At 54.0% G+C, this 13,840-nt stretch carries 12 protein-coding genes; 6 read left to right on the top strand and 6 right to left on the bottom strand.

Annotation, left to right across the window (positions count from 1 at the left end; all coding sequences use genetic code 11):
* Window positions 1-22: 22 nt before the first annotated feature.
* Both B3M32_RS11050 and B3M32_RS11055 read right to left on the bottom strand, forming a co-directional pair.
* A complete protein-coding gene (locus tag B3M32_RS11050; protein ID WP_290746792.1) occupies window positions 23-3,118 on the bottom strand; it encodes an FISUMP domain-containing protein in 3,096 nt (1,031 codons plus the stop codon).
* 38 nt (window positions 3,119-3,156) lie between these two features.
* Window positions 3,157-4,500 carry a carboxylesterase family protein gene (locus B3M32_RS11055; RefSeq protein WP_290746796.1) on the bottom strand — a complete coding sequence of 448 codons (1,344 nt, stop codon included), beginning with the start codon at window positions 4,498-4,500 and terminating at the stop codon, window positions 3,157-3,159.
* Between the two features lie 63 nt (window positions 4,501-4,563).
* On the opposite strand from B3M32_RS11055, the gene B3M32_RS11060 reads away from it, so the two are divergent.
* Window positions 4,564-5,589 carry an agmatine deiminase family protein gene (locus tag B3M32_RS11060; RefSeq protein WP_290746799.1) on the top strand — a complete coding sequence of 342 codons (1,026 nt, stop codon included), beginning with the start codon at window positions 4,564-4,566 and terminating at the stop codon, window positions 5,587-5,589.
* A gap of 3 nt (window positions 5,590-5,592) precedes the next feature.
* Here B3M32_RS11060 and B3M32_RS11065 read toward each other — a convergent pair whose 3' ends face one another.
* On the bottom strand, window positions 5,593-6,195 hold the full coding sequence (locus B3M32_RS11065) for a ribonuclease H family protein (RefSeq protein ID WP_290746802.1): 603 nt from the start codon (window positions 6,193-6,195) through the stop codon (window positions 5,593-5,595).
* A 47-nt stretch (window positions 6,196-6,242) separates the two neighbouring features.
* On the opposite strand from B3M32_RS11065, the gene B3M32_RS11070 reads away from it, so the two are divergent.
* The 5 genes from B3M32_RS11070 to B3M32_RS11090 are packed head-to-tail and all read left to right on the top strand — an operon-like array spanning window position 6,243 to window position 10,622.
* Window positions 6,243-6,788, top strand: a complete 546-nt coding sequence (locus tag B3M32_RS11070) for a hypothetical protein (RefSeq protein ID WP_290746805.1) — start codon at window positions 6,243-6,245, stop codon at window positions 6,786-6,788.
* Window positions 6,789-6,790: 2 nt separating this feature from the next.
* Window positions 6,791-7,660, top strand: coding sequence for a PHP domain-containing protein (locus tag B3M32_RS11075; RefSeq protein ID WP_290746808.1), 870 nt, complete (start codon window positions 6,791-6,793; stop codon window positions 7,658-7,660).
* Between the two features lie 2 nt (window positions 7,661-7,662).
* The gene (locus tag B3M32_RS11080) at window positions 7,663-9,684 is read left to right on the top strand and encodes a hypothetical protein (protein WP_290746811.1); all 2,022 of its coding nucleotides are present in this window, start codon (window positions 7,663-7,665) and stop codon (window positions 9,682-9,684) included.
* A gap of 30 nt (window positions 9,685-9,714) precedes the next feature.
* A complete protein-coding gene (locus B3M32_RS11085; RefSeq protein WP_290746814.1) occupies window positions 9,715-9,909 on the top strand; it encodes a hypothetical protein in 195 nt (64 codons plus the stop codon).
* Between the two features lie 8 nt (window positions 9,910-9,917).
* Window positions 9,918-10,622: a MauE/DoxX family redox-associated membrane protein gene (locus B3M32_RS11090; protein ID WP_290746817.1), complete on the top strand. Its 705-nt coding sequence runs from the start codon at window positions 9,918-9,920 to the stop codon at window positions 10,620-10,622.
* 89 nt (window positions 10,623-10,711) lie between these two features.
* Here the strand turns inward: B3M32_RS11090 and prfB are convergent.
* The 3 genes from prfB to B3M32_RS11105 all read right to left on the bottom strand — a co-directional run bounded on the left by prfB (window position 10,712) and on the right by B3M32_RS11105 (window position 13,650).
* Window positions 10,712-11,819 (bottom strand): peptide chain release factor 2 gene (gene prfB / locus B3M32_RS11095; protein WP_290746820.1). Its coding sequence is split into 2 segments (ribosomal slippage): window positions 10,712-11,746 and window positions 11,748-11,819, totalling 1,107 coding nucleotides; the frame shifts between segments, so codons are not numbered across the junction.
* Complete coding sequence (locus tag B3M32_RS11100) at window positions 11,819-12,826, bottom strand: peptidylprolyl isomerase (RefSeq protein WP_290746823.1); 1,008 nt, start codon at window positions 12,824-12,826, stop codon at window positions 11,819-11,821. Before B3M32_RS11100 ends, prfB begins: the two co-directional genes overlap by 1 nt.
* 44 nt (window positions 12,827-12,870) lie before the next feature.
* A complete protein-coding gene (locus B3M32_RS11105; protein ID WP_290746826.1) occupies window positions 12,871-13,650 on the bottom strand; it encodes a hypothetical protein in 780 nt (259 codons plus the stop codon).
* Window positions 13,651-13,840 lie beyond the last annotated feature (190 nt).

A 13,840-nucleotide genomic window follows, 5' to 3' on the forward strand; every position in this document is an offset into this window, starting at 1 on the left:
TGCGAAAAGAGATACCCGTCACCTACTTCTTTATGCAACGGACATAGAGCCCGTAAGTCTTACGATAATAGATGTCATAGAAATTGCGACGAGATTCCATATCGATAATATATGCCGAAGCCAATCCTGTTTCTTCATTCATGTAAGAGTATTCAAGCGCAGTCCAATACACTTCCGCATCCGGATACATGTCGACATCAGGGTCTATGCCGTTCCTATAGAAGTACAGGACATAACCACCCTGCTTGTTATTGAACCCGAACAAATCATTTGTCGACAGCAAGAAAGGAGCCTCGGGATGATACCTTCCGGAATAAGTGGTATCCAATCTAGGCATTCTCTGCATGATATATTCGGCAAGGGTTTTCCAGTCGCTCGGTACCGGCAGACGCCAACCTGTCGGGCATATCCCTTGCTGAATGGAATCCTTGTTCAAGACAATGGCTGAATCGGCTTTAGCCGAGAGTCCCATTGCCGAATGCCACCGGTAAAGACGCCCATACGTACTACATTTGGATTCTTCCTTGTTCGGGCACCAAGTTTGATCGGAGCCCAAATTATACCGGAGGTTTTCCGCCATCCAGGTCTGCGTACCGATAGTCGTCTGCTTGTAGACCTGACCATCACGGGAATCCGTAAATGTCGTCGTCTTGCCATGCCACAAACCGTCTGACGAACATACTACTTCCAAGTAGTCATTCTTGTATGTTTCATTGAGTCGTGCCGACGTGCATTTTCCCAACGCATTCTTGATTTCATTATAACGGAAAATCTTGGCAATGGAATCCGAAGCAATCACCCATTTCTTTTCCGATGTAAAAATATCCGCATTCATTTCAGCCTGAGTAAACGAAGTATCATCAAACACATCGATTGAAACACATGCATAGACGGTATCGTCAAATGCCATCATCTTACCCACCAAGGCCCTATTGCAGAAACCTCCTGCACTGTCGGCCGCAGTCATCCTATGCCATTCGTTTTTATTGCCGACCTGCGATGAATCGCAAATATATTCAACGCCGTTGAATACCGTATCCTTGACAACCGCCGAATTCTTACGGCATGTTCCAATAAAATATTCTAGCGTCGCCCTGTTCCAGAGTCCTCTGTTACAATAGTAGTAATCCCCATTGGGAGCCTGTTTCGTAATCCTCTCGGTATTATTGGAAGGACAAACGCCGAAATCATATTCCCACGATTTCAACTGCACCCACAAGTAGTCTGTACCCCCGAATTTACAGGCATAATGGTTTGTATCGAGAGTTACAATTTCGTCCAGGCGGCTTTCCTTGCAGATCCCTGTCTTAAGCTCGAACGACAACAAAGTCGTCCAACCGGACACCATGCATTTATACGTCGTATTTAAAACTTTTAACGTATCATATCTATTATCGTCGTTACAGGGTACGGAATTCATGTAAGTCGACGTACTCGTGTACTTCCATTTAAGGCTATCGCACTTGTAGATTTCCTTTTTTGTCGTATCGAACGCGTAAGTTCCCTGTTTGTCATACGTACAAAGACCTATTCTCTTTTCCAAATCGGAGAACGTGGTCCAGCTGTTCGTCGTACGGCAGGCGTATTCAGACGCATTGAATGTCACGACTTTCCCGTACTTGGTGCTGTCACAAGCTCCAGCGACATCCGTAATCGTCGCCTTGCTCCATCCGGACGATTTACAGACATACGTTTCTTTCTTGCTTGTCGTAGCGACTTTCGAAAGAACAGAATCGACGCAGAAACCGAGTTCCGTTGACGGATAAGTCATCAACGTCCATTTGGTGGAATCACAATAATACTTGTCGCCCTTGTCTGTCAATGCCATCTTTGTCCGGACAGAATCGACACAGAGTCCGATTTCGGTTTCCGGATATTTGAGCAACTTCCATCCGGTCGAATCGCAATAATACTTGTCGCCCTTGTCTGTCAATGCCATCTTTGTCCGGACAGAATCGACACAGAGCCCGATTTCGGTTTCCGGATATTTGAGCAAGGTCCATCCGGTGGAATCGCAATAGAATTTATCGCCCTTGTCCGTCAGGTCAATTCTTGAATAGTTGGACTTCCTGCAAAGTCCAAGCTCCGACGAGGGATAAGTCAGCGTCTTCCATCCGGAATCCGTACAGAAATACTTGGCCCCGTTGAATTCAACAATGCGGTCCAGGCAAGACGAATCACATTTTTCCCCGACATCCTCGAGTGAGGCCATCTGCCATTGGCTGTTGCGACACACATACATCGAATCGCCCATGGCATGCAGCGCTGTCGTGTCGACGACGTTCTGGCATTTTCTCCTGTCGCTGCTATACCTGATGGTCCAGCCGGAATAGTTGCAGGTATAGCCCGAATCGAGGCTCGTCACGTAAAAGTCGCTCGGCACGTTGAGCAATGTGGAATCGCACTCGGGCAAGTCGCTCTTCTTGTGGACGATATGCGTAAAGGCAATACAGCGTACCGAGTAGAAATTGTAATCCGCACTGTTCTTGAACAGGCTTGTTTCCTTGCCGTAAATGGCGAATACGCTTCCGTCCTTGACCTGGTAGTATCCTTCGGAATCCAGACCGCTACATTCCAGGGAATCAAACTTTTTACAGGTTCCGCCGTACTGCAGTCCCAAAGAAAAAGAATTCTTGCCTTCTTTCCATTCTGTACGCGTCGGCAAGCGGAACTTGCCGGGACAGGCGGCATCGGCCCCGCTTACGTAGAGCCGTCCGTAAGCATCGCAATTTTTCGAATCGGAATCGTAGCAGGTACTGAACAGACCGTATGTGGAGTTGCTCATGTTGCGGGTCATCCAGATGTAGGGCCCCTGACGGAGCGTCCCGTACGCCTGCTTGTCGCGGGAATCGACATATGTCCCGTTACTGTCCGCAGCGGAAGGCTTGATCTTTTCTACCGAGCTCAGCCGATCGTACGACGAACTGCTGGACTTGCCACCAGAAGAATTCCCGTCGGAATCACCGTCGTTTCCCGAAGACCTGCCGGGAACACCATCTTCGATGACCGTATCGTCGCTCCCGTAGAAAGACGACGAATCATCGGAACCACATGCACCCAGAACACTGAATGCAACCCCCAAAGCCATGACGAACAGAAGGGAAAAATAGCGTTTCATACAGCGCCCCCCTTTAACGAGCAATCTTTAAAGAAAAACTAGTAAACAATACTGAAGCGGAGCGGCTTTTCGCCCGACACCTGCAGCACATATACGCCTTTTTCAAGAGAACTCAAATCGACAACTTCTTCCGGGGACACATTTCCGCTGAATACGGCGCGTCCACGCAGGTCCACCACCCTGTAACGCAGGGTCTTGGAGCCAGAAACGGTGAAATTCATGTTCTTTTCGCCCATGCGGACAAGCGACGGACGCGAGGCGACAACCGTCTTTATGCCCGTGGTAGACTGGGTCATGGAATAGAGGAAATTGAAAACCTTTTCCTGGACCTTGGCCGTATAGGCGTCTTCATCATAAAATTCGTGGCCGACACCCTCGACAAAATACGTCTCGTGGGAAATTCCCTTCTTGGTCAAGACGGAATCGATGACGTAGCTCCCGAAAAGCGTCGGAGCATGGAGATCGAGCGTATACGAGGCTGCCGTTGCGGCCATCGTCGAAGGAATGATATTCTCGAGCGTCCCCGCGACATCGCTCAAGGGGCGGCCAGCCTTGAAATAGACCGTTTCGTCGGCAGTACCGTGAATCAGGAGCACCGGAACCGGAGAGCTGCCGATAAGGGACGGGTCATGTACGGCACCCCAGAGAGCGGCAACGCCGTTCGCCGTAGAGTACGAAGCCTGTTCACCGTAATCGTCGAGACCGCCCAGGTTCGGGGTGCTCTTGTGGATGTATTCCGGGAAATCGCGGTACATGGGCGCATAGACGTTTTCAAGACTCAGAATAGCGCCGGCGCTGTTGCCGACGAGATAAATCCTGTTCGGGTCGATTCCCAGGGAAGACGCGTTGGCGCGCATATAGCGGACTGCAGCGCGGATATCCTGCACGCCGCGGTAGACCGCACGGGCAAAGTCCACGCTGTCGATATGAAGCTGGTAATTCTTTTCGGTAAGCGAAACACCCAGACGGTATTCCACCGAGGCCGTCACGTAACCGCGGGCGGCCAGCGAGTCGCAGTAGTTCACGGTATGCTGGGCGTAGTCGTTCCTGGCGCCGGCCACCATGGCACCGCCGTGGGCAACAATCACTGCCGGTCGATTCTTTTCGGTATCGCCCTTCGGGGTGTAGAGATCCAGTAGCAGGTCCTTGTTCGTGGTCGTCTTTTCATCCGTGTAGAAATAGGCGACAGTCGCATCATCCGAAATCAACTTGTAAATGAGCAATCCTTCGGTAATCTTGTGGTAAGAGCTCAAATGCGGGACATTTTTCGCATACGCCACGTCCTTTTTAACGGATACCGGGAAGAGTCTATCTTTGTATCGCTCGGTAGCCATGGCGAAGGTCACCGAAAGCATCAAGAGGATAAGAGCAAAGTTCTTCAAAATCAATTCCTTTTTTGGTGTGAATGGTTGGCCAAATATAACATTTTTCTAAATTAGGCATGTATGAGCACAACTCCTATCATGTACCCGGCAGAATGGGAAAACCAGGCGGCCACCTGGCTCGCCTTCCCGCACAACAAACAGAACTGGTACGGCGAACGCGGCGAAAAAATCCGCTGGTTCTACGTGAACCTTATCCGCACCATCAGCGAGTTCCAGCCCGTGAACGTCCTTGTGCCGAACAAGAAATTCCTCACCTACGAAGAAAAGTGCGCCATGGCCGATCGCCCCTTCCCCGCATCGTTCTTCAATATCCGTACCGACGATATCTGGATTCGCGACTACGGTCCGTTCTTCTTGAAAAAAGGCAAAAAGACCGTCATCGCCCAGACCGAATTCAACGCCTGGGGCGCCAAGTTCCCGCCATGGAAAAACGACAACGCCATCCCGGCACGCATCGCCGATATTTTTGAATACAAGCTTGTCAAGAGCGTCCCCTACATTTTCGAGGGTGGCGCCATCGAAGTCAACGGGGACGGTCTCGGCATGACCACGCTCGACTGCCTCGTAGGCAGTCACCGCAACGAGCCCAAGGACCTGAGCAAGGTCATCAAGGCTCTTTGCGAGGCCTTTGGCCTCAAATCCCTGCTGGTGCTCCCCGCCGGACTCCACGGCGACCACACCGATGGTCATATAGACAACGTCGCTCGTTTTGTGGCCAAAGACCGCGTGGTCATGTGCTGGGACGAAAGCGGACGCGGCAAGAACGCCGAAAACCTCGCCAAATGCAGGTTCCTTATCGAGACATTCCTGCGCGCCCATTACGGCAAGAAAGCCACCGTTGACACGTTGCCCCTGCCGCCGCAGCGCAAGCTTCCCGACGGGCAGATTCTCCCGGCCAGCTACATGAACTACATCTACGTGAACGGCGGGCTCATCTTCCCGAAATACAAGAGTCCAAACGACAAGGTCGCACAGAAATACTTCGAAAAAATCTACCCGAAGCGCAAGGTCATCGGCATCGACTGCCGCACCGTCATCGAAGAAGGCGGCAGCCTGCACTGCATGAGCAAGCACGAGTCGCTCTAGCGGCTAGTCTTTTTTGGATTTTTCTTCCGAGCGCGCCTTCTCGATGGCGCCCTTCGCGAGTTCGTCGGCAAGCTCGTTCCACTTGACTCCGGTATGCGCGGCGACTTTTTCGAACGTCACCCGCTTGAGGTACGGCTGGCAAGCGCGTACGTACTGCTGCGCGATGCTGCTCTTGGCCTTCCATTCACCGCGAGCCCAGCGGGCAATGCCCTCGTAGTCGTGGCAGATGGTACCGGTGCTGTCGTTCGCCTCTAGCCACTTCATCGCCTGGAAACTCGCCATCACCTCGCCGTCGATATTGCGGCTTTCGGCATCGAATGCGGTCACGCCGTAGCCACGGGCCAGTTCCTTGTCGTTCTCGGTCACCACGAAGGACCAGCCCGCCTTGGGGTATTGCGGAGTAAAGGAACCGTCAACATAAATGCGTATGCCGGGATTGACGAAGGGTTCGACTCCATTCAGCCAATTTTCGGCCTCTTCGCGCGTTCCGAATGACTTGTAGAGCACTCCCTTGACACCGCGAACCTTTTCGTCGCATTCTGGCCAGCTCGTCACAACACAATTCCCGTTCGGACCCTTAATCGCATAAAATTTCGTCTTCGGCATAGGCCACAAATTTATATATTTTTAGATAAAATGTACCCGGAGTTAAATTGAAACCGTCACCGTATTTTGCCGACCAGTTCAAGTACTTTTTCAAGCGTTTCGCCAGCCATCAAAAGCTGACCCGCTGGTTCCTGGACCAAGCGGGAGAATACTCCGGCGTATTCAATTTTCCGGCAGTGCTCAAAGACCATCCAAGGACCATGGTCTTCCTCCCCCGCGATGTCGAGAACGCCTCCACGTTCATGCACTCCATGCCGCAGGCCTGGTTTCAGGACGTCCTTATCTGCGCCCACGAAAGCCTGCATACGCTTATTTCGGCCAAGAGAGCCCGTGCCGTGTACTACAGCGACTCGGAATGCCGCTTCGGGGAACCCGTATTCAACGAAATGGAACAGAAAATTCTCGAATTCGCACCGACAGTTTGCATCTACCTGGACGAGCCCTTCTTGCCCAGGCTCTATCTCGCCAAGAAATGCGGCGCATCTTGCCGTATCGGCTTCAACTGCGAAACTGAATTTCCGTTCCTCAACCTGAGCCTCCGCCCCGAGAATTCTTCTCCCGCCAAGCTCATCATGCAATATTACGGATTCTAGCAGTGTACAAGGGTTCCACCATAATTACCCAGAGTGGCGGCTACGCAGACCTGCACATGCACACCCGCCTCTCCGACGGTACGCTATCCGTAGAGGAACTCCTCACGCTATGCAAGCGCAAGGGGCTGCGCTGCATATCCATTACCGACCACGACAACCTGGACAGTTTCAAGATTGCCGAACAGCCTGCCAAGGATATCGGACTCGAAATCATTCCCGGCATCGAAATTTCGGCCGTATGGCAGGGCAAGGACATCCATATTCTCGGGTATTTCTGCGATCCGACCAACCTCGCCCTCAACATGGAGCTCGAGGACTTCGCCAAGCAGAGAATCGCCCGAGTCAAGGCGATTATCAAGAAACTGAACAATCTCGGCATTGACATTACCTACGAAAAAGTCCATTCCTACTGCAAGGGAAAGGTTATCGGGCGTCCGCACATCGCGATGACGCTCGTGGACGAGGAATACATCGGCAACTTCGCCGAGGCCTTTACCAAGTACCTCGGTGACGGCTGCATCGCCTTTGTCGAGAAGAAAGGCCTCAACCCCCAGCAGACCATCCGCCTTATAGAGAACGCCGGCGGCATCGCCGTACTCGCCCATCCCTACAAGTCCGGGCTCAGCGACGAGTTCATCGAAAGCATGGTGGAATGGGGCATCCAGGGAATGGAAGTCTACAGCCCGGCGCAGAAAGGCGCTATCGGCAGAAAATACAAGGACATGGCCCAGCGTTTTGGCCTGGTCGGCACCGGCGGTTCGGATTTCCATACCGAAGGCAGCGCCTACACGCCCAACTGCATGAAAATGCCCTACACAGTCGTCCAGGCACTCAGGGAACGCCGCGAAAAGTCTCGCGCCGAATGGTTCTAGGCATGATTATCCGCAGTCTAAAAGCCATCGCCCTCGCCGCCGTCATGCTGGCCGTAGCAGCACAGGCCCAGCCGGCCATGCCGCCGCAATACAAGATTCCCAGCGCACAGGACAGCGCCTGGGACGCCCCCTCGGGAATCGACCCCGCCGTCCGAGAAAACGATGCCGGCCGCTGGGCGCTCCCGCACCGCGAGCTCATGCAGCGCACCTACGACGTCTCGGGACAGAAATCGGAATGGGTGCTCGGCACCTCCATCCTCGGCAACCCCGACCTCGACCCGTTCGCCATGGGCATCGGCAGCGTCTCGCGCCGCTACCCGAGCATGCTTTCGGGCCTCTATACCACGCGTCTCGGCTACGACGCCACCCGGCTGAACCTGAACGGCGACAACGGCATCCTCTTCGAAGAACGCCACGGCATCCCGCTCGACACTCCCATCACCGACCTGGACTGGGAACGTTCCACATTCGACGGCAACGCGCTCAGGCTCGACTTCCGCAGGCTCGTCACCGACTCCGTGATGCTCGATTTCGGCGTGCAGAGTCGTTCCAACAAGGAGAGCAAGGATTACCAGTACCAGAACGTGACGCATTCGCCGTATTTCGCCCTGGGCCGCGACTCTTCGAGCATCCCGTTCGCGGGCAGGAACATCGCCGTGAACTCCATGCATATCCAGCCCATGCTCACGTGGCGATTCGGGCTCGGCAAGGCTTTCGCCAAGATCAATTTCCTGAGCCTTGAAAACGCGGACAACACGAACCACAAGGTCATTCTGGATTCCATCGACTACTCCAAGCGCACCTTCCAGAGATCGCCCTACTCCATCGACGTCGAGGCCGTCACCTACGGTGCGGGAATCGAGCTGTACCCCGTCAAGAAGTTCACCATCGGGACAAGCATCCATTACGGTACGCACGACATCGAGCTGGATTCTGTCGGCGGCATCATCCGCGGTACCGAAACCCACACCGATACGCTCGGGACGGAATATATCGACACGCTCTATTACGACACCACGCACGTCTACAGCTACGAGACGGTTCTCGGCGACGGATTCGTAAGCTATGCGACACTGTTCAACCCGACTTTCCGCCTCGAATACGAATTCCTGAATACAGACTACACGCTAAACTACGGGAAAAAGGACGAAAAGACCAAGAAATACCTGCAAGACCGTGAAGTCGGATACCTGCAGCTGGCCGACACGCTCGGCATCGTCCTTTTCCGCACCCAAATGGGCATGCAGAGAAACAGCTCCGTCCTGGACGAGCAGGAATACGCTCCCGCCTATTCCGCCGACCTCACCCTGCTCCTGCCGTTCCACCTGCGTCTCAACGGTACCTACCGCCACGACAGCAAGTTCCCCGACGTCTACCAGCAGAAATTCACCGAGACCGGGCGACTTTCTTTCCCGAACAAGGATCTCAAGACAGAAGTCCGCGACCGCACTACGGCCAATATCGGATGGTTCTCGCGCGAAGTCTACTACGGGCTCGGCATCCGCAAAGAAGAAGTCGACGACCTGATCAAACAGCGCTGGGTCAAGGGACACGGCATGGAAACGCTCGAAAGCGCATACCAGTGGACCAACATCAGCAACGTCGAAACGCTGGACTGGCTTTTCCAGCTGGGATTCCGCCTAGGCAACTGGAAATTCTACCTCGAACGCGGCGAAAGACTCGACCGTAGCCCCGGACTTCTCGACACACCGGAACTCTACTACAAGGGCAGCATCCACTGGCAGAACCGCTTCGTGAAGGACCGCCTGGGCGTAAGCGTCCGCGTAGACTGGCAGTGGTTCGACGACCGCTACGACTGCACCATCAACGAAGAAGGGCTCCCGGAACTGGAGCACCTGAAGCATTACCTCGCTATGGATTTCGAAGCGAGAATGCAGATTCTTTCCTTCGAACTCTATCACCGCATCGAGAACTTCAACCACAGCATCTTCATGCCGGCATCCGGCTACACCCCCGAAGGCCTGCGGTTCTCCTACGGAATCGTATGGACGTTCAGGAACTGATGCCCGACAACTTTTTGTATATTCAATCTTATGAAAGAAAAAATTGAACAGCTCCCGAAACAATTTATCGCATACCTCAAGACGCTGAACTGGCCCGTCCTGCTCGGCATCGCCCTGTTCTGCATCATCCTCGCCATTATCAACAACATCCGCGTAGGCGAAGGCAAGTCCGTCGAATGGATCGGCTCGCAAGACGTGATGGAAAAACCGGCGGACATCTTGTAGGGGGCACCATGGTCGAATGCTTTGAAAAACAGAATATCAAGCGCTCCGTCGCCGCGGGCGTTATCCTCCTCGTCGCCTCGTTCTTTGTCACCGTGGGCGTCGCCGAAATCAGTTTCCCCGAAAGCCTCCTCACGTTCACCGACCAGGACTGGCTCATTGACATGTGGCCCAAGGCCTACCGCTACAACATCCACGTGGGTATCGGCGCCTGCGCCCTTTGCGGACTCCTGATAATCCCCGCCTACAAGCTCCAGAAGGATTTCGCCATCCGCGCGCTCGAGACGCTTTGCCGCATCGGCATCGGCGGCATGTTCATCTTCGCCTCGATTTTCAAGATCCAGGACCCGCACCAGTTCGCGACTCTCGTGGCACAGTACCAGTTCTTCTCGGCGCTGCACCTTGACTTCGTCAACAACTTCTTCGCGCTGGTGTACCCGCAGTTCGAACTCTGGTTCGGGCTTGCCATGATCCTCTCGCCGTTCGTGAAGGAATCGGCTTTCGCCATCTTCTGGATGTTCGTGAGCTTCATCATCGCGCTCGCCTGGGCGCTGTGGAACGACCTCGGCATCACCTGCGGCTGCTTCGAACTCGAAGGCGCTCAGGACAAGGCCGAAGCCTGGACAAGCCTCATCCGCGACATCATCCTGATATGGCCCACGTTCTGGCTTGCCACACGCAAGAACAAGAGCTTGATCGGCGTCTGGAAAAAATAAAGCTCGGAATTACGTAAAATGAAAAGCCCCGGCCAAAACCGGGGCATTCTTTTTGAGGCGACGGGATTCGCCATCCTGGCAAGCGCGGACTACTTCTGTGCTTCGCTCGTGCTCAGCAGGTAGGCGTTGATGAACGGCTTGATCTTGCCGTCGAGCACGCCCGCCGTGTCGGAAGTCTCGACACCGGTGCGCAAGTCCTTCACCAGCTGGTAGGGCTGCAGCACGTAGCTGCGGATCTGGCTACCCCACTCGACCTTCTTCTTCTCGGCCATGCGGGCGTCGCGCTTTGCTTCTTCTTCCAAGCGGTAGTGCTCGGCGACCATCGTCTTGAGCATCTTGTAACAGGTCTCGCGGTTCTGGATCTGGCTACGTTCCGTCTGGCAGCTCGCCATGATTCCCGTGGGCAAGTGCGTCATGCGCACGGCGGAGTCCGTCTTGTTGATGTACTGGCCACCGGCACCGCTACTGCGGTAGGTGTCCACGCGCACATCAGCCATGTCCAAATCGAATTCCACGTCTTCGTGTTCGGGGTACAGGTACACGGCGGTAAAGCTCGTGTGGCGGCGTGCGTTCGCGTCGAACGGACTGATACGCACCAGGCGGTGCACGCCTATTTCGGAGCGGAGCAGCCCGTAGGCATTCTCGCAGGTCACCTCGATGGTAGCGCTCTTGAGGCCGGCGTCTTCCGCTTCCTGGAAGTCCACCACCTTGAATTCCATGTTCTCGCGTTCAAAGAAGTGCGTGTACATGCGGAACAGCATCAGCGCCCAGTCCTGGGATTCCGTGCCGCCCGCACCCGGGTGGATGGACATGAGGCATGCGCAGGCGTCGTCAGGCCCGTTCAGCATCTTCTTGAATTCCATCTCCTCAACTCTGGCCTTCAATGCGGCAATATCCGCCTCGATGGAGGCGGTCAGTTCAGCCGAGTTTTCATCCTTGGACATCTCGTAGAGTTCGGCCAGGTCGTCGCAGGACTGCGAGACTTCTTTCCACGTCTCGATGAGGCCGCGGAGGTTGCCGATTTTCTTCATCATGGACTGCGCCTTCTCCTGGTCATTCCACAGGTTCGGGTCGCTGGAGTCCTTTTCCAGTACGTAAAGCTCTTCGGTCTTTGCCTCTAAGTCAAAGATACCCCCAGAGCTTGTCGATACGGCTACGCAGTTCGATAAGCCCGGTGTGAGTTGTCTGGAAAGCCATTACTTGCTTGCTCCGATAGCCTCAGGCGGAGTGTACTTCTTGTCGAGGTACTGCACCTTGTAGACCTTTCCGAGGCCATCCAGGTAGGCCTTGAGCTGCATCTGGCGTTCCTGTTCGGCCTGCACGCGCAAAATGTAGTCGATCTGGTGCTTGTAGCTTTCGTACTTGCCGTCGTTCTTTTCGGTCAGCATGAAGATGGAGACGCCGTCCTTTTCGACGATAACGTCGGTCATCTCGCCCACCTTGATCTTGTTCACGGCCTTCACGAAGGCGTCGCCCTTGCTCTTAGCGATAAACTTGTTCATCACGCCGCCGGTCTTCTTGGCATCGGCGTCGTCGCTGTAGACGGCGGCGAGCTGGGCGAACGTGGCCTTCTTGCTACGCACCTGCGCGGCAAGGCCCTTCAGCACTTCCTTGGCGTCCTCGATTTCCTGCTTGGACTTGCCCTTCGTGCTCATGTAGATGCGGGCACCGCTGATGGTGTCGTTGATCTGGGCCTTGGACTTGTTGAGTTCCCAGAAGGCTTCCTTCTGCTTTTCGGTCGGGTCCTTCGGATACGGCACCTTCTTCTCGAGAAGCTGTTCGCTCTTGAGCTGGTCTTCGATCTTTTCCTTGAACTGTGCCATCGTCGTGTTGGACTTCTTGAGTTCCTTCTGGAAGGCGTCTTCGCTCGGGAACTGCTTCTTGAAGATGGCGGTGAGGCTGTCCACCTTGGTCTTGGAGACCTTGATGCCCTGCTTCTTGCATTCGAGCTTCACGAGTTCCTGGCCGACGAGGTTGTCGATGACCGCATAGCGAACCTGGGTCATGGTTTCTTCGTTCACCTTCTTGCCGCGGAACTGCTGGGCAGCGAGCATCTGTGCCAAGCTGTCAATTTTACCGGCAGAAATACCCGTCTTTTCGACGCGGATTACATCCAAGCTCTTAGAGTTCATCAACTGGGCAGAAGCAAAGCCGGCAGCGAGGGCAACGGCTAGCACACCACGAGAAATGATTTTAAGCGACATTATCTATCCTTTTTAAAAATTTCCGCAGTTAAATATAGCAAATTTTACCCCATAAAAGCATTGAAGGTAAACGCAAAGCGGTTCGCCTTGTAGGTTACATCGTAGCTGTACCTGAACTCTAGTCCCAACCCCCAAAAATTGTTCACCTTATACGTCACATAAGTGCCACCACCATATTCGATAAAACCGTAATAATAGGGTTCGCCAAAGTCCGACTTCTCTTTTTTCCAATAGCAGTCCGTATCGTCTTCCCAACAACTAATCGGGCTTGAGTCATCTTCCTTATAAGGCACCCAATGATCGCCACCACCTGCAGTATAGAGAGCCTCGCTCCGGGAGGCAAACTGGAACAATCCAACAAGCAAGGCGGGAGTCGGCGAAATCTGTTCCATTACGCTTATGCCGCCCCGAAACCATTCGGGCTTACCATCACAGACACCAATAAGCCTCCAGTCCGTCCACCCCATGATGCCGAAATGCTCAAAGGCGGTCCCAAGAGTCATGTAAGGATTAGATAGCTGAAGTCCAAAACCAAATCCAAAATGATCTATGAAACGAATGAGCGACATGCCAAAATCGAACGGCCATTCCGTTTCAACGATCTCTTCCCACACACTGGTGCTATGCTCGTTTTCCGGCGCCTGTATCGCCGAATCGGACGTAGACGCCGTATGCACCGTCAACGAGGCATCGAAGAAAAAACCGCCCATACTGTCGCGGTTATGGTAGGCCGACATGAACGCCCCTGACGACGGTGGCCGCATCGTGCAGCCAGCCAACAAGGCGAGGGAGAGTCCCAACACAATTTTCAACAAACTAGACATCGCACCGCATAATATAAGAAAACTTATGGGCGTTCCCCCTACGGGGGCTGGCTCTGCTCGCCTTCGGCTCATCGAGCCTCGCTACGCGAGTCTCGCCACATAGTGCGACGATCCCTAACGCATAGCAACAAAGACATCTACTCTTTATTCTTTAAACAGCGGACAGACAGGCCGTGGGAACGGTCATTGC

Origin of the sequence: Fibrobacter sp. UBA4309 (genome assembly GCF_002395745.1) — a bacterium.
GTDB lineage: Bacteria > Fibrobacterota > Fibrobacteria > Fibrobacterales > Fibrobacteraceae > Fibrobacter.